Source organism: Loktanella sp. PT4BL, assembly GCF_003201935.1.
Classification (GTDB): domain Bacteria; phylum Pseudomonadota; class Alphaproteobacteria; order Rhodobacterales; family Rhodobacteraceae; genus Yoonia.
This window is the reverse complement of record NZ_QJJL01000001.1, coordinates 452,343-470,489: the sequence shown is the minus strand read 5'-3', so window position 1 is coordinate 470,489 and position 18,147 is coordinate 452,343. Positions and strand designations below refer to the sequence as shown.

Sequence of the window (18,147 nt, the reverse complement as noted above, 5' to 3'; positions counted from 1 at the left end):
GCAGTCAGAAACCGATCGGTTTTTGTATTTCAGCGAGGGCGGCACCGATGCTCATCGCCGCCAGCGCAGAACTGCGCGGGTTGTCGGGCAGCCCCTTGCCCGCGATCTGGAAATGGAAGGTGCCGAAGGCCCCCTGCACCGAAATTTCGTGAATATTCTCGGTCACAGTAGGGTCGGCGATCAATTCCACCTGCGTCTTATCAAATCCGATTCCCGCAAGGGCGACAGCGGCGGCGACATTGGCGTTCTTGGGATAGGCAAGTGCGGCCTCGCGCGCGGTCCCGTTGAAATGGGGCTTTGGCGCGGCGATCGCATCCAGATCAATCGCAGCTTCGGCGGGTGATCCGCGCCAGCCTTTTGGCGGCTTGCGACCGGTGTAGCTGACCTGAGAAATCGTGCCGACCGCTGCGCTGCGCAGCGCATCCAGCCCGCCGATGGCGCCACTCACCAGATGCAGACGCGCGCCGCCTTCGGTGGCCGCATCGCGCAAGGATCGTTCAATCTGCAGGTCGGCCAAAGCACCAAGCGAGATGGTCATCACGTCAATGCCCAGCGCCAGGGCGACAGGACCGTGTACAGCAAGTGCCTGATGCCCGCCGCAGTCAATCACCAGATCAGGGCGCGATGGCAGATCATTCAGGTCAGAGATAAACGGCGGCGTGGAATCCCCGATCTCTTTGCCGGGGCGCACGATGGTGGCGATCTCGGTGATGTTCAGCGCGGGCAGTTGCGCGCGCACGTAGCGCGCAATCGCACCCTGCCCGATGATGGCAACGGTGCGCAGCATCAGGTTGGGTAATCGCGCAGGAACACCCATTTGTCGCCTTCTGAGAGGTCTGGATCAAATGCATAGCCGCCGCTGCCAAAGTCTTTCAGGCCTTCGGCCTCGGTCACACGGTTTTCAATCACGAACCGCGCCATCGCACCGCGGGCGCGTTTGGCGAAAAAGCTGACAATGCGCGGTTTGTCGTCTTTGACTTCCATAAAGACCGGCGTGATCACCCGCAATTTCAGGGCCTTGCGGTCCGCTGCGCCGAAGTATTCCTGACTGGCGCAGTTCACCAGCGTATCGGTGCCCAGGATCTCGGCCTGAGCGTTCAGCGCCTTGGCAATGGTATCGCCCCAATAGTCATAAAGCGATTTGCCGCGCCGTGTTTTCAACCGGCTGCCCATTTCGAGCCGGTAGGGCTGGATCGCATCAAGCGGCCGTAACAGACCATAGAGGCCGGACAGAATGCGCAGGTGGTCTTGCGCCCATGCCAGATCATCCTCGGTCAATGTCTTGGCTTCCAGGCCCTGATAGGTATCGCCGTTAAACGCCAGTGCCGCAGGTTTCGTGGCGCTTGCTTCCGGTTCTGCCGCGAAAGCATTGAAACGGTCACGGTTCAGACGGGCCAGATCGTCCGAAATGCTCATCAGACTTTTGAGCTCTTTCAGCGTCAGGTTCTTGGCGGTCTTGGACAGGCGCACTGCGTCTTCCTGAAAATCAGGTGCAGTGGCGGGAATATCAACAGGCTCCATGTCGAGCGATTTGGCAGGGGAAACGACAACAAGCATCTGGGTATCCTTTCGATCTTGCACAGGGATGTAACATGACCAGCCACATTGACCACCCCTCTGGTGTCCGCACACCTCTGGGGCTATGTCTTGGCCAAACAAAAGGGAGTGCGCCATGAAACTTTGCCGGATCAGAACAGCAGACGGGATCAAACCAGCAGCAATGGATGCTGCGGGCGCTTTGCGTGATTTGTCAGGACACATTGACGATGTGACCGCTGCTCAGATTGCACCGGACGCGCTGCGCGCCCTTGCCGCCATTGATCTTGACGACTGCCCTGTCATTGCCGGCAAACCAGCCCCGTTTCTAAGCGATGTGCGGCGCGTCTTCTGCATCGGGCTCAACTATTACGACCACGCCGCAGAGATGAATATGGCGATCCCCGATCACCCGATCCTGTTCATGAAGGCCTGCGAGGTCACAGGCGCGCATGATCCGATCATCATTCCCAAAGGGGCGACCAAGACCGACTGGGAATTGGAACTGGGCGTTGCCATCGGCAGCCGTGCTCAACACGTAACAGAGGAAGCCGCACTGGACCACGTCGCGGGGTATTTCGTCGGCAATGACGTGTCGGAACGGGCGTTCCAGCTTGAGTTCGGCGGTCAGTGGATGAAAGGCAAATCCGCAGACAGCTTTGCCCCGATCGGCCCTTACCTTGTGACCAAGGACGCGGTTCCGGATGTGCAGAACCTTTCAATGTCGCTGGAAATCAACGGCGAGCAGATGCAGAAAGGGTCAACCAAGACGATGATCTTTTCGGTGGCGCAGATCGTAGCGCATGTCAGCCAGTTCGTCACCCTGCAGCCCGGCGACCTTATTCTGACAGGGACACCGCCCGGTGTCGGCGTTGGTCATAAACCACCCCGCTTTATGAAAGCGGGCGATATCCTGACGGCAGAAATTGAAGGGCTCGGCGCACTGCGGCAAGAAGCCGTCGCATTCAAAGGCTAGTTGAGCTGGACCTGTAACGGGTACTGGCCATCCTCGAACGGACCAAACAGATCATCCAGATCAGGGTGGTCTACCGGTTCGCCCGAATAATCCGCGACAAGGTTCTGTTCCGAGACGTAGGCCACATAAAAGCTCTGCTCGTTCTCGGCCAAGAGATGATAGTAGGGCTGGTCCTTTTTGGGCCGGCTGTCCTCTGGAATGGCATTGTACCATTCGTCAGTGTTCGAAAACATGGCGTCCACGTCAAAGATCACACCCCGGAAAGGGTGCTTTCTGTGGCGTACAATCTGGCCAAGATGATATTTCGCGCGCGTTTTGAACATGGTCTTCCTATTTGTCTCCTTATAAGTCTGCCGCACGCGAAAAGTCCACGCTTGCAGCCAAGATTTAAAGGAAACAGTTTGTGAACCTCGTCCTGACAGTCCTGAATATCACCGCGCCGGTCTTTCTTTTGGCAGCTGTCGGATTCGTCTGGGTCAAACTGGGGTTTGAGTACAGCGTCACTTTTGTCACCCGCATGGCGATGACGCTGGCGGTGCCCTGCCTGATCTTTGTGGCGTTGATGAACATAGACGCCGCACCGCAGGCGATTGCCACGCTTTCTGTGGCCGCATTCATGGCCTATCTGGTTGTGATGGCGGGTTGTTTCATTCTTGTGAAAGCAGCGCGGCTCGACACGCAAACCTATCTGGCACCGCTGATTTTCGGCAATACAGGCAACCTTGGCCTGCCGCTGGCGCTCTTTGCTTTTGGCGAGACAGGGTTGGGCTATGCGGTGGTCGTCTTTGCGGTGATGGCAATCTTGTCTTTCACGATCGGGATCTGGATGGTGGCCGGTGCAGGATCATTCAAACGCGTTTTGCAGGAACCCTTGGTGGGTGCGACCCTGCTGGGCGCGCTGTTCTTGTGGCAGGGGTGGGAAACACCGGTTTTCCTGACCAATACGCTGGAATTGATCGGGCAGATGGCGATCCCGATGATGCTGATCACACTTGGGGTCGCAGTGGCGCGATTGGAAACAAAGGCGATGGGACAGGCTGTCCTGCTTTCGGTCGTCAAACTGGTAATTTGCGGCGGTGCTGGCTGGGGGGCTGCGGTCTGGTTCGGGCTTGATCCGGTTGCCGCTGGCGTGCTGATTGTGCAACTGGCCACGCCGGTGGCTGTCACGTCCTACCTTCTGGCCGAAAAATACGGGGCTAACGCCCAGCCTGTGGCGGGTCTCGTTGTAGCCTCAACCCTGCTTTCAGTGATCGCTTTGCCGCTGATCCTCGCATTTGTGATCTGAACCGTCACCACTAGGGGATTCCCACATCGCCCGTTCCGCGCTATGCTGCGAAAAAACAAAGATAAGCGAGAGGCAGATGAGCAGGATCTTTCGCGCAATGGCATGTGTGATGCTTCTGGCAAGTTGCAGCAGCGGATCGGGTTATAACTCGGCCCCGCGCAACCTTGATGATGCATGCAGTATCGTGTCCGAGCGCCCAGAATACCTTCGTGCTTTCAATGCGGTGGAACGTAAATACGGCGTTCCGGTGCCTGCGTTGATGGCGATGATTTATCAGGAAAGCAAATTTATCGGCAACAACCGCACGCCGCACCGCTATGCGCTGGGTGTGATTCCCGTGGGGCGGCAATCCTCGGCCTTTGGCTATAGTCAGGCCCTGGATGGCACATGGGAAGAATACGTGCGCGGACCAGGCGGACGCGGCGCGCGACGGGATGATATCTTTGACGCCACGGACTTCATGGGATGGTACATGACCAAGACCGTCGAAGAGACGGGCGTGCCGATCTATGACACCCGCAATCAGTATTTGGCCTATCACGATGGACGGACCGGTTTCCTGCGTGGCACGTGGCGTTCCAAAAGCTGGTTGATCCGGATTGCCGGTGAAGTCGAAGCGCGTGCCGTCATGTATGACCAACAGCTGCGGTCCTGCCGCAAGCGCTAAAACACAAAAGGCGGCTCTGCCCAGAGCCGCCTTTTCTTGATCTTGTCATCAGGGATCAGTTTCCGCGACTGCGTATTTCCGCGTTGATGTTGAACAGGATATCCCGGATCACGCTGCCCGAGATCAGATCATTCAGGATCACCGTGGTCTCGGTTCCGAATTCGTCGGTGACAATCCACTGCCGCAGTTCAACCGGATTGGCAGTAAAGACCAGTTGGATACTGCCATAGTTGGGGTTGTCGGGGTCTTGCGCAGTGACAGTTGTCGTCGTTCCGTCCGAAACCACATTTGTCACCATATCGGCGCGTTCAAGATCTACGTTATTCTGCAAAATGATGCTGAGCGGCGTCTGGTTCAACGGATAGCGGTCCGGTCCTGTGTTCGAGCGCGGATCAAAGATCGCGACCTGCCCACCACCTGCCATCACCAGAGAGTCGGACGGCGCGTTATACTCAAACCGGATACGTCCCGGGCGTTTGATATAGATCTGGCCGGTACTCAGCGTGCCGTCGGGATTGATCTGGGTAAAGCCGCCTTGTGCCGTCTGAAGCTGGTTCAGATAGGCCGAGATTTGCGCCAGACTGAGCTGCTGGGCCGAAACGGCACCGGCATAGAGCGTGAGCGCCAGAACGGCGATGAAGGAGAGGATACGTTTGTTCATGTCTCTTACCTATGTGTCTGGGTGACGAAATGCACCCTTTGGATAGGCGATACAACAGCATGTGATGTGCTGCTAAGCGATAACATGCCATATGTTTCCTGATAGCGATTTGCGGGTTTTGCCTTGAAGCCAAATCCGAAAGCCGCACCAGAAATGAAAAATGCGCCGTAGAACGGCGCATCTTTGCTAGTCTGAAATCTTCCCAAAGGGATCAGCGGATCCAAACCTCGACACGTGTGTACTCGGACCCTGCGACCTGCCCGTCAATGCAGGTGGCCGGAGACACATTCCCGAAGCCATATGAAGTGACGGTGTAGTTGTTCGCAGCAATTGTATTTGCCGCAACATCAGCGAGTAGCGCCGCAAAAGATGCCGCCGCTTCTTCGGAAGCTGCAATCGCTGCTGCGCTCCCGTTGCTGCTCTCTCCGAAGCCAACAAAAAGGATCTCGCGGCCTTCATTTCCGGGCTGTTCCAGAAAATCAATCAGGTCAATCAGCATCGCGCGGTTCCACGCACCCTCTGCGCCGCTGGCAGGGCCGCCCGTCATCGTGGAGGACAGGCGGTCGGCATCAAACAGCGCCTGGAACATTTCGGCGGCGGCGGCGCGCTGCACGTCGTCAAGTGCTGCCCCGAGCAGGCCACTGATCCGCGCGTTCTTCTCGGCGCTGTTCAATGCCACAGCACTGAAGTTGATGAACCCTTCATTCTCGACCAGACCCTGCGCAACATCGCTCGCGGCAAAGTCGAACACCTCTGCCGGCAAAGCTGTGTTGGGGGTGGCGTTATATGTCGCCATAATGGGCTGGATCAGGGCATAGTCGCCTGAAACAATGTTGAACGGTGTCGGCGCGACAGCAATGCCGCAAGAACCGGTCACATCCACGACAAAGTTCTGGTTGGCATTTGACGTGGTCACAACACCCACACTCCCGGGGAATTGACCGATTGAACCAGCAACACCGGCCTCATCCGACATTGTCAGTACGTTGCCTGCAACCTCGCGTCCGGCGGGCTCCATGACAAGACGCTGGAAGGCGGACCCCGCCTCGGAACTCGGCGGAAGCTGGAGCGGCAGAATACTGACGTCTGCGCCGCCGATCTGGGACCAGTTCGTGACCTCGCCTGCAAAAATCCGTGCAAGGTCGTTTACGGAAAGCGCTGTGATCCCCGCATTCGGCGCCACAACAACAGAGAACGATTTGAGGCCGAGCAACTGATGTGACAATGCCGTGCCCGTCGCCCATGCCGAGGGTGTGTTGTAAACACGGCTTGCTGTGCCGTTGAGGGAAACGCTGTCCACGCGAATATCGGCTACTTCATCGGAGGCACTGACCGCCAAGGACGCTTTGTCGCCTGTCGTGCTGTCCTCCAGGATCAATTCACCAACAGACGTCAGTTCGGCGCTCGTGCTGCCTGCATTTGTTACCGCAAAAGCCCCTGTTATGGTCCGGTGCAATGTACCGTAACTTGCTGTGGCGAACCCGACGGAGAGTGCATCAACAGCACCGGCAATGGCAGGAACGGCATTTCCGACAACGCCCTGAAAGGCCGCTTCCGTCAGACCAAAGTCGTTCGATGCGATGACATCAAGGCATGCATCCCCGTAGCACACGACTTCTGCCGCAGGCACGGCCACGCGGCCAACCGTTGTTTCAACCTGAACCATCACACCGTTGAAGCCGACAATCTGACCCTGCACATTGATGAATTCATCCAAGGAACGTAGCTCAACCGACTGCGCAAAAAGCGCCACCGGCGCAACAGTACAGAACAAGGTCGTGGCAAATCGTGAAATCATTTTTTTAAAGCTCCAGCAAAGCGTCAGCGGATATATCTTGGGACAAGACCATGCAAAACGGGCGAAACTAGGGAAATGCCGACAATAAATGGTTAATTGAACCGGTTTGCGCAACAATGAGAACGCCCTTTATTTAAGGGCCTTCTGCAATTGCAATGAATTAGCGCAGTCAGCCTTTCCACAGTCTCGCCACATTCTGGGTAGTTTGCACTCACAGCATAATAACGCAAGGCGCGGAATCGCGCTTTGTCGGCCAGTGACCGTTTCTAAAGGGGTTTTTGGCCCGCATCCTCTTCACCGAGTTCGCATGGCGGCTGCGTATTGCGCTGCAATGCAGCAAAATCAAACAGCTTGGGGTCGAGCAAATGGGACGGGCGCGCATTCATCAAGGCGCGGAACATGACCTGCCTGCGGCCCGGGCTGTTCTTTTCCCAGCCATCAAGGATCTGCTTGACCTGTTGGCGCTGTAACCCGTCTTGCGACCCGCAAAGATCACAAGGGATAATCGGATAATTCATTGCAGCCGCAAATTTTTCACAATCGGCCTCGGCCACATGCGCCAGAGGGCGGTAGAGGAACAGATCACCTTCTTCGTTCACCAGTTTCGGCGGCATTGTTGCCAGACGGCCACCGTGGAACAGGTTCATAAAGAAAGTTTCCAGAATATCGTCGCGGTGATGACCCAGCACAACTGCAGAACAACCTTCTTCGCGCGCGATGCGGTAGAGGTTGCCACGGCGCAGCCGTGAACAAAGCGCACAGAATGTGCGACCCTGCGGGACTTTATCCATCACGATGGAATAGGTGTCCTGATACTCGATCCGGTGGGGCACACCCATCTTTTCGAGAAACGCCGGCAGGACAGTCGCAGGAAATCCGGGCTGGCCCTGATCAAGATTGCAGGCCACAAGTTCAACAGGCAACAGGCCACGCCATTTCAGCTCATAGAGCACTGCCAGGAGTGTATAGCTGTCCTTGCCACCTGAGAGGCAGACCAGCCACTTCGCATCGCGCTCGATCATGCCGTATTGCTCAATCGCCTCGCGCGTATACCGGACAATCCGCTTGCGCAGCTTCTTGAACTCGGTTGTGGTCGGGGCGCCGTAAAACAGCGGGTGGATTTCAGACTCATCTAGCATGTTTTCGATATGCCAGAACGCCGGTGGTCTGCCTAGAGGCATCCGAAACCCATTGGCCTGCGTATCAGAAATAAGTCATTGGAGAATATCATGCGCCTGATCCTTGCCGCCGCCTTCGCCCTGCTCGCCGCCTGCACTGGCAAACCGTCCTTTGATGACCCCAGCCTCAGCGACCGCAAATTGAACCTTGAAGAATTCTTTGACGGCGAACTGGTGGCCTACGGGCAGTTTCAGGACATCCTCGGCACGGTACGGCGCAGTTTTGTTGTGAATATCGCGGGTGACTGGGATGGTGAGCGGCTGAGATTGGTTGAGGATTTTGTCTATGAAGACGGGTCGACCGAGCAACGGATATGGACGCTGACCAAGACCGGGCCGGATAGCTGGGTCGGCACGGCCCCGGGCGTGATCGGGCAGGCGACAGGAGAGGAACAAGGCGACCGCTTCAACTGGAAATACGAGATTGATCTGCCGGTGCCGTCAGCCACAGGCGAGACAGAAACCTTGCGTGTGACCTTTGACGACTGGATGTGGCTGCTGGCGGAGGACCGGTTGCTGAACCTCGCCTACGTCAAACGCTACGGGCTGGATATCGGCACGGTTACGATTTCGTTTGAAAGGGAGTAGCAAAGAAATTTCGTCGAAATTTCTTTGGGTCCTGTAGATTTTTCGTCGAAAAATCTTCAGTCCGGCACGTTATCGATCCCCGACCCACCCCAAGGGTGGCAGCGCAGGATGCGCCGCACGGTCAGATAGCTACCTTTAAGCGCCCCATGCTTTTCGAGCGCTTCCAGCGCATAGGCCGAGCAGGTGGGATGATAGCGGCAACTCATCCCGACCCATGGCGACAGCACAAGCCTGTAGGCGCGGACCGGCAGCGAAACGATATAGGCAAGCGGGCTCATCCGTGGACCTTTTTCATGGCGCGGCGCAGATCTGCGACCAACTTGTCGAAAGGTAGGGTCGCGGTCAGGTCTTTACGACCCACCAGAACATAATCCCAGCCATCACGGCCCATTTCCGGCAAAACAATCCGCGCCACTTCACGCAAACGCCGTTTGGCACGGTTGCGGGCAACGGCGTTGCCGACTTTCTTGGAACAGGTATAGCCGACACGGATACCCGCCGCTTCTCCCTCGGCGCGTTTGCGCCCCTGAAGTTGGATGCCGGGGGTACCTTGCCTGTGGGCGTGTGACGCGCGCACAAAGTCCGCACGCTTGGTCAATACGCAAACAGAAACCGCCGGAGTGCCTGATACAGGCGCAACCGGCGGTTTCAAATCGGTCAAAACGGCTGTCGCGCTTACGCGCTCAGCTTCGCGCGGCCTTTGGCACGGCGATTGTTCAGGATCTTGCGACCAGCCTTTGTGGCCATGCGTGCGCGGAATCCGTGACGGTTCTTGCGAACCCGGTTTGATGGTTGGAACGTGCGCTTCATAGCGTGCTCTCCGGTTTACGGCCAAACCCAAAAGGATTCGAGGCCTGTCTACAATTCAGACCCGTCCTTTAGAGGGGGGGTGGCATCATGTCAACGCAACAGGCGGGATGAAACTGCAACATTTCGCAGATTTATGCGTTGCCAATTGTTTCAATCCTCACAGAGCACACCCCGAAACTGAAACATCAGGGGGGCTTTGCATCAATGGGCTGTGAAGTGGGTACCCTGATCAAGCGGATCAGTCCATTTAACACAACAGCCAAGCAGCCCCTCAGGACAGAATGTGATGACCGATATGCCAGATGCCCCCGCCAACCCGCTTCTCAAGAAGCTGCCTTTGATTGTGATTATTGTTGTGGCAATTCTCGGCGCTTATTTTTTGCGCGACTACCTGACCTTCGAGGCCTTGGCTGAAAACCGCGAGACGCTTCTGGCGTTCCGGGATGCCAACTATGTCTTGACCGTGCTGGTGTTTATTGCCGCTTACGTTGTGATCGTGGCCTTCTCCCTGCCCGGCGCGACCATCGCGACACTCACCGGCGGATTTCTCTTTGCGACCTTCCCGGGTGCCTTGTTCAATATGACCGCAGCCACAATCGGCGCAACGGCGATCTTTTTAGCCGCGCGCTGGGGGTTTGGTGAAAGCCTTGGCAAGAAACTGGAAACCTCGCAAGGTACGGTAAAAAAGATCAAGGACGGGATTGATGAAAACCAGTGGTCGATGCTGTTTCTGATCCGCCTTGTGCCTGCTGTGCCGTTCTTTCTGGCCAATCTGATCCCTTCTTTCCTCGAAGTACCGCTGCATCGCTTTGTGATCTCGACTTTCCTCGGCATTATCCCCGGCTCTGTCGTCTATACGTCTGTCGGTGCGGGTCTGGGTGAGGTCTTTGCCCGTGGCGAGACACCGAACCTTGGCATCATCTTTGAACCCCAGATTATTTTCCCGATCATCGGTCTTTGCGTACTGGCCGCACTGCCGATCCTGATCAATGCCTTGCGCGGCAAGAAAGGTCTTTAAGACATGAACCGGATCAAAACAGATATTTGCATCATTGGCGCTGGATCAGGTGGGCTGTCGATTGCGGCGGGTGCTGTGCAGATGGGCGCAAAAGTAGTCCTGCTTGAAGGCCATAAGATGGGCGGCGATTGCCTGAATTATGGCTGCGTGCCGTCCAAGGCGCTCATCGCCTCGGCCAAACAGGCCTATGCGATGTCGCACGGCGCGTCCCTTGGCGTGGCTGAGGTGGAACCTCAGGTCGATTATGCCGCAGCCAAGGACCACGTCGCTGACGTGATCGCCACCATCGCGCCTGTGGACAGCGTTGAACGTTTCGAGGGACTGGGCGTGCAGGTCATTTCAGAGTTCGGCAAATTCATTTCACGCACAGAGGTGCAGGCAGGTGACACCATCATCGAAGCACGCCGATTTGTGGTTGCCACAGGCTCTGGCCCCTTTGTCCCGCCGATCCCCGGGATTGAGGATGTCACCTATTACACCAACGAGAATATCTTTGATCTGCGCGTAAAGCCCAAGCACCTGCTGATCATCGGCGGCGGCCCTATCGGCATGGAAATGGCGCAGGCACACCGGCGTCTGGGCTGCAATGTAACCGTCATTGAAGGGGCCAAGGCCTTTGGCAAGGACGATCCCGAAATGGCGGCGATTGTCCTGGAAAACCTGCGTGCCGAAGGGGTGAATATCGTTGAGGAGGCGCAGGCCGAAAAGATCACCGGCAAGGACGGTACGATCACAGTCCACACCCCCAAGGGAGATTTCACCGGATCACATCTGCTGATGGCGGTGGGGCGCAAGGTGAACACCGAAAAGCTTGATCTGGATGCCGGCGGGATCGCCCATGATCGCGCAGGGCTCAAGGTCGGACCTGATTTGCGCTCTGTCACCAACAAAAAGGTCTATGCCGCGGGCGATGTGGCAGGTGGGCTGCAATTTACACATGTCGCGGGCTATCATGCAGGGGTTCTGATCCGTTCGATGCTTTTTGGTCTGCCCTCCAAGCAACGCACCGATCACATCCCCTGGGCCACCTACACGGACCCTGAACTGGCCCAAGTTGGCCTGACCGAGGCGCAGGCGAAAAAGAAGTTCGGGCCTGCACTAGAGGTCGTGCGTTTTGACTTCCATCATAACGACCGCCTGATTGCGGAACGCAAAACCAAGGGTCTGATCAAGGTGATGGTTGTCAAAGGGCGCCCTGTCGGGGCTTCGATTGCAGGGCATATGGCGGGTGAGTTGATCGGCATGTGGGCCATGGCCATTGCCAACAAGATGAAGATGTCGGCGATTGCCAATACCGTTCTGCCCTATCCGACGGTCAGTGAGGTTAACAAACGCGCTGCGGGTGCCTATTTTAGCCCGAGACTTTTTGATAACCCCACGGTAAAGCGTGTCGTAGGCTTTGTGCAGCGTTGGCTGCCATAGGCCGCTAAAACGAGGCAATATGACCAACTCTCTTTCAGGTCGCTTTCTGATCCTCACGGTGATCTTCGTGATGCTGGCCGAGGTCTTTATTTTCGTCCCCTCGGTCGCGCGGTTCCGCGAGGATTACCTGCTTGCGCGGCTTGAACGCGCGCAGATCGCATCGCTGGCACTGGAAGCTGATGACATGATCAGCCCAGCACTCGAGAGCGAGTTGCTGCGCAATGCCGAGGTCTACAACGTGGTGCTGCGGCGCGATGAAATCCGGCAACTGGCACTCTCGTCGCCGATCCCCTCGCCCATCACAGCGACCTATGACATGCGCGACCCCAGCGCGATGACCTTGATCGCAGATGCCCTGCGCACGCTGGTGGATCCCGAAGACCGGATCGTGCGCGTCATTGGTAATCCGGTACGCGACGGCGGGCTCTTGATCGAAGTCACAATGGACGAAATGCCCCTGCGCAATGCGCTGTTGGAGTACGGGCGCAATATCCTGTTCCTCTCGGCATTTATCTCGATCATCACGGCAAGCCTTCTGTTTCTTTCGGTGCAGATACTCTTGGTGCGCCCGATCAAAGGGGTCGTGAGCCAAATGCAAGCCTATGCCAAGGCCCCCGAGGATGCGCGCCAAATCATCACACCGCGTGCGAGCGTGACCGAGCTGCGCAACGCCGAAGAGGCCTTGCGGACAATGCAAACGCAGATGACCAGCTCGCTCAAACAGAAGGAGCGTTTGGCCCAGCTTGGCGGCGCTGTGGCGAAGGTGAGCCATGATCTGCGCAATATCCTGACATCAGCACAGCTTTTCACTGATCGCATCGAATCGTCCGATGACCCGCTGGTCAAACGCATGGCGCCAAAACTGGTGGGCTCGATTACACGTGCGGTGAACCTGTGCGAAACAACGCTGGCCTTCGGACGGGTTGATGAGCCTGCGCCGCGCCTGTCACGCGTTAATCTGGCGCAAATCGTCGGCGATGTGATTGATAGCGAAAGACTGGCTGCCGCCGATTACCCGCTGTCTTTTGCCGAAGATATCCCCGCCACCATGACACTGCGCGCCGACGGCGAGCAGCTTTACCGCGCGATTTTCAATCTTGTGCGCAATGCCCGTCAGGCCATCATGGCCACCGGCGAACCGGGTGAAATCGGGCTGCAGGCAATCGAGGATGATCTGACATGGTGTCTGACCATTACAGACACAGGGCCAGGCCTGCCCAAGAAAGCGCAGGAACATCTGTTCCAGCCGTTTCAGGGGGGTGTGCGCAAAGGCGGCTCGGGTCTGGGGCTCGTTATCGCGGCCGATCTGGTGCGCGGCCACGGCGGGCGGCTTGAGCTGAAATCAACAAACGCCCAAGGGACGACCTTTCTCATTCAACTGCCAAAAGAGGACATGGCGCTCGCACCGGCAGCAGAATGAGAAAGAATGTGAATTGGGCCTTGCATCGCAGGTAATCCCCGTCTAAATCCCCGATACGCGGATTGGTAGCTCAGTTGGATAGAGTACTTGACTACGAATCAAGGGGTCGGGGGTTCGAATCCTCCCCAGTCCGCCATTTCAATCAAACAGATGTCTCATTGTGCGTCTTGGGCTTGGTTTCCGCGTCCGGAATATCTCTGGCTAGCGGTCCGAAGCCATTGAAGACAGGTCAATTCCCCGCACAGGCTGCGTAGGCGTGCCGTTCGATTGGACTTTGGCCGAAACGGGCAAAAGGGTACGATAGCGTGCTGCTGTCGCACGCGCATTGACACATCGCTTGCCGGCAGACTACAACTTATACGTTATCAGTATCACTGTTCGTTCAATCCAGTGTCATTCTGTTACAACTGCAAGATACGGTGATCGTGCGCGCTGCTGCGCAATCTGGCGCGATTCGTACCCGTAATTAGTTGCCTTCGTTTCCGCGTTGCGTCCCAAAAAGCGACATTCCGCACTCATGGCGGGCTGTATACTTCAGGGTACTGAAAAACAAATGGTTTACAAAGGCTTATAAAACCTCAAAAAATTTAATGGAAACTAAGTTTCAAAATAAAAATGCTTGACGAAATAAAGTTGCGCGCTCAATACAGCCTAGACAGCGAAAGGCTGCACCTTGGTGCTGGAACTCGCTCTATGAATGTGGCGCGTTTTGACAGCGCAAGAAGGCAAAGGCGGTTCTTGGTGATGATAAAGTCCATCCTGGTTCCCGTACGTGGTGATGGCATGGTCGCAACCGTACTTGCACATGCAGCCGAGCTTGCCAGACAGCATCAAGCACAGGTCAATGTCGTGCATTGCCGTGCCCAAGCCAAAGATCTGATGCCTGCGGGCATCCCCCTGAATGACTTTGCGCGCAAGGTCATGATGGAGCAGGCCGTAGAGCTTGCAAACCGTCAGGAAGACCACCTGCGCGGCATCTTGCATCGCTTGGCCCGCGAATTCGGACTGAGCGAGAATGGCGAGGTAGAGGGCTCTGTTATCTGTACTTTCACCGAAGAGCAGGGACGCATGGCAGATGTGGTCAAACATGCTGGCCGGTTGTCGGACCTCATTGTTCTGCCGAAGCCCCAGCGTGAACGAAATCTTGGCGAAAGCTCTTTGAAAGCCGCACTTTATGGCGCTGGACGGCCCGTTCTGATTTGCCCGGGGCAACTCCAGCCGGATGAAACCTTCGCCCGGCACGTGGCAATCGGCTGGAATGGATCACTGCCGGCAGCACGTGCGGTCGCGTCCTCTCTCGACATCGTTCACGCAGCCGAGAAGGTCACCATTTTGACAGGTGGCAAGGTGCAGACGCATGGCCCGAGCGTGGACGAATTGGTGGATTACTACGCATTGCGCGGCATCACCGCCGAGATCGTACGCTTTGAGGGGAAAGACCCTGCGACCGAGTTGCTCAAGACCAGCAAGAACATCGGAGCGAGCCTGCTGGTCATCGGCGCCTATAGCCATAGCCATGAGACAGAGATGCTCTTCGGGGGCAACACCGAGCGCATCGTGGACAAGGCAGACATGCCGATCCTGATGGCGCATTGAAACAGTCTTGGGCCGCGCAACGGCCCAGGATGGCGGGGCAAGACCCCCCAAGCGAAATAAAAACCGCGCAGCAAGCGCAAACTGCATGTCCGGAAGTCCGGACCCTACACGGAGGAACATAACATGAAACTTACGAAAAGGCTTTTTCTGGGATTGGCCGTCGGTGGCACCCTTGCAACGCTTCCCATTTCTGCCCTCGCACAGGATTGGCAGCCAACGCGCCCGATTGATTTCACGATCATGGCTGGCCCTGGTGGTGGCGCAGACCAGATCGCGCGCTTCGTGCAGTCTGTTGTCGAGGCAAACGATATGACAAACCGCCCTCTGATCCCGACCAACCGTGGCGGCGGTTCCGGCGCGGAAGCACTGTTGCATCTGAATGACGCGCGTGATCCCGATCATACGCTGATGGTGACGCTGAACTCTTTCTACACAACGCCGATCCGCCAAGAGGCTCTGGGCATCGATATCGAAACATTCACACCGATTACGATGATGGGCGTCGATCCCTTCGTGCTCTGGGTACACAAGGATTCGGGCATCACGGACTTTGACGGATTTCTTGCGAAAGTACGTGAGATGGACGGCGAGTATGTAATGGGCGGCACGGGTGCCGGTCAGGAAGACTCGATCGTGATTGCCTATATGTCCGGCGTCTACGACCTCGACATCAAGTACATCCCTTACGATGGCGGTGGCGCTGTGGCCAAAGATCTTGCCGGTCAGCAGATCATGGCGACCGTGAACAACCCTGCAGAAGCAAAGGGTTTCTATGAGGCTGGCGATTTCGTGCCGCTCCTTGCCTTCTCGGACACACGTATGGACGCCTACCCTGATGTGCCAACAATCAAGGAATTGGGGCACGACTTTTCTTACTATAACCAGCGGGCCATTGTCGGTGCGCCCGGCATGTCGGACGAAGCTGCGGCCTATTACCGGGACATCTTCGGTCAGGTCTACGCAAGCGACGCGTGGCAGGACTACCTTGTCTCTGAAAGCCTGTCGCCCCTGCCGATGGACGAAGCAGAAACCCGCGCCTACTGGGCAACGCAGGTTGCAAACCATCGTCAGCTTTTGTCCGAAATTGACGGCTAAGCCACACTAACGGAAAGGGGGCAGACATGCGCCAAGGTGAGATATCGCTCGCAGGGTTTCTTGCCCTCTTTTCACTCTACCTGATGTGGAAGAGCGCCGAACTTCCCATCGGTTATATTCGCGGCCAAGGGCCGGGTGGCGGGTTCTGGCCTTTCTGGTTGTCTGTGGGCATGCTTCTGAGCTGCTGTGCCATCGCCTGGAACTGGTGGCGCGGCAAAAGCCCGGCATCCGTATCGGATGAACCTCTTATGGACCGTTTCGGATGGCGGACAGTCATCCTTGTCGGCGGCGGAGTCGCTGGATTTGTTGCCATGATTTCCGTGGTGTCGATGTACGGTGCGGTCGGGCTTTTCCTTGTCTACTACCTGCGTTTTCTGGGCAGGCATTCGTGGCTTCTCACACTGGCGATGGCGATTGTCCTGCCCATTGCGCTGTTCTTTTTCTTCGAAGGCGCGATGCAGATCTCGATGCCACAGGGCATGCCATTCACCCAGCCATTCTTCGATGTGATGTACGACATCATTTACTGACGCACCCGCGAACCGAGGACCATCATGGAAGTTTTCTCATCTCTTGCCGACGGCATTTTGCTGGCGCTCATGCCGATCAATCTGATGTTGATCCTGATTGGTGTGACCGTCGGGCTCTTTATCGGCGCGATGCCCGGCTTGGGATCGGTGAACGGCGTAGCAATCCTTTTGCCAATCACGTTTCTGGTGCCGCCAAGCTCGGCCATCATCTTTCTTGCGGCCATCTATTATGGCGCGATGTACGGGGGTGCGATTTCATCGGTGACACTGGGGATACCCGGGGCATCCACCGCAGTGGCCACAACATTTGACGGGCGCCCGTTGGCGCTTCAGGGGCGTGCCAGTCTGGCCCTGGTCACTGCGGCGCTGGCGTCCTTTGTGGGCGGCACTGTTGCCACCGTCCTGTTCACACTCTTTGCTCCGCTTCTTGCGACAATGGCCCTTTCGTTCGGTCCACCGGAAATTTTCGCCCTGATGCTGCTGGCATTTGCCACTTTTGTAGGGCTTGGCGGCGATGATATTCCCAAGACGATCTTCTCTATCTGTTTTGGACTGGTCCTGGCGACTGTCGGCTTCGACACAATCTCAGGCGAACCGCGGCTGGTCCTTTTTGACATACAGGGGTTCTTGCGCGGGATCGGCTTTATCGTTCTGGCCATCGGTGTCTACGGCATCGGGGAAATGATCTGGACGATCGAACAAACGCGCGGTGAAGTGACAACAACAAACCCCAAGATGACCGCCAAAGGTATGATGGCGGACTCCAAGGAAGCGACGAAAAAGGGCTGGAAAGGGACGTTGATCGGCTCGTTCCTCGGCTTCTTTGTCGGTGTCTTGCCAGCAGCCGGTGCCACGCCCGGTTCGCTGATGTCCTACGGTGTTGCCAAGATGCTATCACGGACCCCGGAAGAATACGGCAAGGGCTCCCCCGATGGGGTTGCTGCTCCCGAGGCCGCCAACAACTCGGCATCAACGGGCTCTATGCTGCCGATGCTGACACTGGGCATTCCCGGCTCGCCGACGACAGCGATCCTGCTGGGCGGGATGGTGATTTGGGGTCTTACACCGGGTCCGCGCCTTTTCCTTGACCAGAGCGAGTTTGTCTGGGGCCTGATCGGGTCCTTCTATATCTCGAATCTGGCGGCGGTTCTGATCAACCTTGCATTCATTCCACTGTTTGTGTGGATGCTGCGGATGCCGTTCACCATCCTCGCCCCGCTGATCTTTGTGCTGTCCATCGTTGGTGGCTTTGCAGCGTCACGCAGCATGCATGACCTGTGGCTTATCGTGATCTTCGGACTTGGCGCGTTCTTTATGCGCAAGTTCGACTATCCCCTCGCGCCCGCCGTTCTGGCGATTGTGCTGGGGCCGATTGCAGAACCAACATTGCGTCAATCCTTGCTTTTGTCGTCAGGCGACCCGATGATCTTCCTGAACAGACCAATCGCAGGGCCAATCACGGTGATCGCAATCTTCCTGATCCTCTTGCCCGCGTTTAAGCTGTTGCGCCGCAAAAAGCGGGTCGCCGCAAACTGACCGATGTACAAAATCTGACAACAGATCGCGT

20 protein-coding genes and 1 tRNA gene are annotated in these 18,147 nt (G+C 56.8%); 12 read left to right on the top strand and 9 right to left on the bottom strand.

Going from position 1 to position 18,147, the window contains the following annotated elements; translation table 11 throughout:
* Nucleotides 1–4: 4 nt before the first annotated feature.
* Nucleotides 5–817: an aspartate dehydrogenase gene (locus C7964_RS02265; protein ID WP_286163715.1), complete on the bottom strand. Its 813-nt coding sequence runs from the start codon at nucleotides 815–817 to the stop codon at nucleotides 5–7.
* Nucleotides 787–1,557 (bottom strand): peroxide stress protein YaaA, encoded by a 771-nt coding sequence (gene yaaA / locus C7964_RS02260; RefSeq protein WP_110278055.1) that lies wholly within the window; start codon nucleotides 1,555–1,557, stop codon nucleotides 787–789. The genes C7964_RS02265 and yaaA overlap by 31 nt, the downstream gene beginning before the upstream one ends.
* 115 nt (nucleotides 1,558–1,672) lie before the next feature.
* Here yaaA and C7964_RS02255 point away from each other — a divergent pair, with 115 nt between their 5' ends.
* Nucleotides 1,673–2,512: a fumarylacetoacetate hydrolase family protein gene (locus tag C7964_RS02255; RefSeq protein ID WP_110278054.1), complete on the top strand. Its 840-nt coding sequence runs from the start codon at nucleotides 1,673–1,675 to the stop codon at nucleotides 2,510–2,512.
* Here C7964_RS02255 and hspQ read toward each other — a convergent pair.
* Nucleotides 2,509–2,835 (bottom strand): heat shock protein HspQ, encoded by a 327-nt coding sequence (gene hspQ / locus C7964_RS02250; RefSeq protein WP_076660810.1) that lies wholly within the window; start codon nucleotides 2,833–2,835, stop codon nucleotides 2,509–2,511. The genes C7964_RS02255 and hspQ overlap by 4 nt on opposite strands.
* Before the next feature lie 80 nt (nucleotides 2,836–2,915).
* On the opposite strand from hspQ, the gene C7964_RS02245 reads away from it, so the two are divergent.
* Both C7964_RS02245 and C7964_RS02240 read left to right on the top strand, forming a co-directional pair.
* A complete protein-coding gene (locus C7964_RS02245) occupies nucleotides 2,916–3,797 on the top strand; it encodes an AEC family transporter (protein WP_110278053.1) in 882 nt (293 codons plus the stop codon).
* Between the two features lie 76 nt (nucleotides 3,798–3,873).
* Entirely contained in the window at nucleotides 3,874–4,464 is a 591-nt protein-coding gene (locus C7964_RS02240; protein ID WP_110278052.1) for a transglycosylase SLT domain-containing protein, read from the top strand.
* Nucleotides 4,465–4,519: 55 nt separating this feature from the next.
* Here the strand turns inward: C7964_RS02240 and C7964_RS02235 are convergent, their stop codons facing one another.
* The 3 genes from C7964_RS02235 to ttcA all read right to left on the bottom strand — a co-directional run bounded on the left by C7964_RS02235 (nucleotide 4,520) and on the right by ttcA (nucleotide 8,062).
* Nucleotides 4,520–5,125, bottom strand: a complete 606-nt coding sequence (locus C7964_RS02235; protein ID WP_110278051.1) for a LolA family protein — start codon at nucleotides 5,123–5,125, stop codon at nucleotides 4,520–4,522.
* A 211-nt stretch (nucleotides 5,126–5,336) separates the two neighbouring features.
* Nucleotides 5,337–6,923 (bottom strand): PstS family phosphate ABC transporter substrate-binding protein, encoded by a 1,587-nt coding sequence (locus tag C7964_RS02230; RefSeq protein WP_110278050.1) that lies wholly within the window; start codon nucleotides 6,921–6,923, stop codon nucleotides 5,337–5,339.
* A gap of 266 nt (nucleotides 6,924–7,189) precedes the next feature.
* Entirely contained in the window at nucleotides 7,190–8,062 is an 873-nt protein-coding gene (gene ttcA, locus C7964_RS02225; protein WP_110278525.1) for a tRNA 2-thiocytidine(32) synthetase TtcA, read from the bottom strand.
* 90 nt (nucleotides 8,063–8,152) lie between these two features.
* Between ttcA and C7964_RS02220 the strand changes: the two genes are divergently transcribed.
* Nucleotides 8,153–8,689, top strand: coding sequence for a DUF3833 family protein (locus tag C7964_RS02220; protein ID WP_110278526.1), 537 nt, complete (start codon nucleotides 8,153–8,155; stop codon nucleotides 8,687–8,689).
* Nucleotides 8,690–8,745: 56 nt separating this feature from the next.
* On the opposite strand, the gene yidD is transcribed toward C7964_RS02220, so the two are convergent.
* Genes yidD through rpmH form a run of 3 tightly spaced genes read right to left on the bottom strand, consistent with a single transcriptional unit; the run spans nucleotide 8,746 to nucleotide 9,499 of the window.
* The gene (gene yidD / locus C7964_RS02215; RefSeq protein WP_110278049.1) at nucleotides 8,746–8,967 is read right to left on the bottom strand and encodes a membrane protein insertion efficiency factor YidD; all 222 of its coding nucleotides are present in this window, start codon (nucleotides 8,965–8,967) and stop codon (nucleotides 8,746–8,748) included.
* A complete protein-coding gene (rnpA, locus tag C7964_RS02210; RefSeq protein ID WP_110278048.1) occupies nucleotides 8,964–9,350 on the bottom strand; it encodes a ribonuclease P protein component in 387 nt (128 codons plus the stop codon). The genes yidD and rnpA overlap by 4 nt, the downstream gene beginning before the upstream one ends.
* Nucleotides 9,351–9,364: 14 nt before the next feature.
* Nucleotides 9,365–9,499, bottom strand: a complete 135-nt coding sequence (rpmH, locus tag C7964_RS02205; RefSeq protein ID WP_008231458.1) for a 50S ribosomal protein L34 — start codon at nucleotides 9,497–9,499, stop codon at nucleotides 9,365–9,367.
* 286 nt (nucleotides 9,500–9,785) lie between these two features.
* Here rpmH and C7964_RS02200 point away from each other — a divergent pair, with 286 nt between their 5' ends.
* The 8 genes from C7964_RS02200 to C7964_RS02165 all read left to right on the top strand — a co-directional run bounded on the left by C7964_RS02200 (nucleotide 9,786) and on the right by C7964_RS02165 (nucleotide 18,116).
* A complete protein-coding gene (locus C7964_RS02200; protein ID WP_110278047.1) occupies nucleotides 9,786–10,517 on the top strand; it encodes a TVP38/TMEM64 family protein in 732 nt (243 codons plus the stop codon).
* 3 nt (nucleotides 10,518–10,520) lie between these two features.
* A complete protein-coding gene (locus tag C7964_RS02195; RefSeq protein ID WP_110278046.1) occupies nucleotides 10,521–11,939 on the top strand; it encodes a dihydrolipoyl dehydrogenase family protein in 1,419 nt (472 codons plus the stop codon).
* A 19-nt stretch (nucleotides 11,940–11,958) separates the two neighbouring features.
* Entirely contained in the window at nucleotides 11,959–13,359 is a 1,401-nt protein-coding gene (locus C7964_RS02190) for a sensor histidine kinase (RefSeq protein WP_110278045.1), read from the top strand.
* 59 nt (nucleotides 13,360–13,418) lie between these two features.
* Nucleotides 13,419–13,495: transfer RNA gene (locus tag C7964_RS02185), tRNA-Arg, on the top strand.
* Between the two features lie 608 nt (nucleotides 13,496–14,103).
* On the top strand, nucleotides 14,104–14,955 hold the full coding sequence (locus C7964_RS02180) for a universal stress protein (protein WP_110278524.1): 852 nt from the start codon (nucleotides 14,104–14,106) through the stop codon (nucleotides 14,953–14,955).
* Nucleotides 14,956–15,078: 123 nt separating this feature from the next.
* Nucleotides 15,079–16,050, top strand: coding sequence for a Bug family tripartite tricarboxylate transporter substrate binding protein (locus C7964_RS02175; protein WP_110278044.1), 972 nt, complete (start codon nucleotides 15,079–15,081; stop codon nucleotides 16,048–16,050).
* A 26-nt stretch (nucleotides 16,051–16,076) separates the two neighbouring features.
* The gene (locus tag C7964_RS02170; RefSeq protein ID WP_110278043.1) at nucleotides 16,077–16,580 is read left to right on the top strand and encodes a tripartite tricarboxylate transporter TctB family protein; all 504 of its coding nucleotides are present in this window, start codon (nucleotides 16,077–16,079) and stop codon (nucleotides 16,578–16,580) included.
* Nucleotides 16,581–16,604: 24 nt separating this feature from the next.
* Entirely contained in the window at nucleotides 16,605–18,116 is a 1,512-nt protein-coding gene (locus C7964_RS02165) for a tripartite tricarboxylate transporter permease (protein ID WP_110278042.1), read from the top strand.
* Nucleotides 18,117–18,147: the final 31 nt, after the last annotated feature.

What these genes read in the sequence shown, in the direction of transcription:
- C7964_RS02265 (WP_286163715.1), bottom strand. Translation starts at nt 817, where the DNA reads ATGGGTGTTCCTGCGCGATTACCCAACCTGATGCTGCGCACCGTTGCC.
- C7964_RS02190 (WP_110278045.1), top strand. Translation starts at nt 11,959, where the DNA reads ATGACCAACTCTCTTTCAGGTCGCTTTCTGATCCTCACGGTGATCTTC.
- C7964_RS02220 (WP_110278526.1), top strand. Translation starts at nt 8,153, where the DNA reads ATGCGCCTGATCCTTGCCGCCGCCTTCGCCCTGCTCGCCGCCTGCACT.
- rpmH (WP_008231458.1), bottom strand. Translation starts at nt 9,499, where the DNA reads ATGAAGCGCACGTTCCAACCATCAAACCGGGTTCGCAAGAACCGTCAC.
- C7964_RS02255 (WP_110278054.1), top strand. Translation starts at nt 1,673, where the DNA reads ATGAAACTTTGCCGGATCAGAACAGCAGACGGGATCAAACCAGCAGCA.
- C7964_RS02165 (WP_110278042.1), top strand. Translation starts at nt 16,605, where the DNA reads ATGGAAGTTTTCTCATCTCTTGCCGACGGCATTTTGCTGGCGCTCATG.
- C7964_RS02200 (WP_110278047.1), top strand. Translation starts at nt 9,786, where the DNA reads ATGACCGATATGCCAGATGCCCCCGCCAACCCGCTTCTCAAGAAGCTG.
- C7964_RS02230 (WP_110278050.1), bottom strand. Translation starts at nt 6,923, where the DNA reads ATGATTTCACGATTTGCCACGACCTTGTTCTGTACTGTTGCGCCGGTG.
- hspQ (WP_076660810.1), bottom strand. Translation starts at nt 2,835, where the DNA reads ATGTTCAAAACGCGCGCGAAATATCATCTTGGCCAGATTGTACGCCAC.
- C7964_RS02175 (WP_110278044.1), top strand. Translation starts at nt 15,079, where the DNA reads ATGAAACTTACGAAAAGGCTTTTTCTGGGATTGGCCGTCGGTGGCACC.
- yidD (WP_110278049.1), bottom strand. Translation starts at nt 8,967, where the DNA reads ATGAGCCCGCTTGCCTATATCGTTTCGCTGCCGGTCCGCGCCTACAGG.
- C7964_RS02235 (WP_110278051.1), bottom strand. Translation starts at nt 5,125, where the DNA reads ATGAACAAACGTATCCTCTCCTTCATCGCCGTTCTGGCGCTCACGCTC.
- yaaA (WP_110278055.1), bottom strand. Translation starts at nt 1,557, where the DNA reads ATGCTTGTTGTCGTTTCCCCTGCCAAATCGCTCGACATGGAGCCTGTT.
- ttcA (WP_110278525.1), bottom strand. Translation starts at nt 8,062, where the DNA reads ATGCTAGATGAGTCTGAAATCCACCCGCTGTTTTACGGCGCCCCGACC.
- C7964_RS02195 (WP_110278046.1), top strand. Translation starts at nt 10,521, where the DNA reads ATGAACCGGATCAAAACAGATATTTGCATCATTGGCGCTGGATCAGGT.
- C7964_RS02170 (WP_110278043.1), top strand. Translation starts at nt 16,077, where the DNA reads ATGCGCCAAGGTGAGATATCGCTCGCAGGGTTTCTTGCCCTCTTTTCA.
- C7964_RS02240 (WP_110278052.1), top strand. Translation starts at nt 3,874, where the DNA reads ATGAGCAGGATCTTTCGCGCAATGGCATGTGTGATGCTTCTGGCAAGT.
- C7964_RS02180 (WP_110278524.1), top strand. Translation starts at nt 14,104, where the DNA reads ATGATAAAGTCCATCCTGGTTCCCGTACGTGGTGATGGCATGGTCGCA.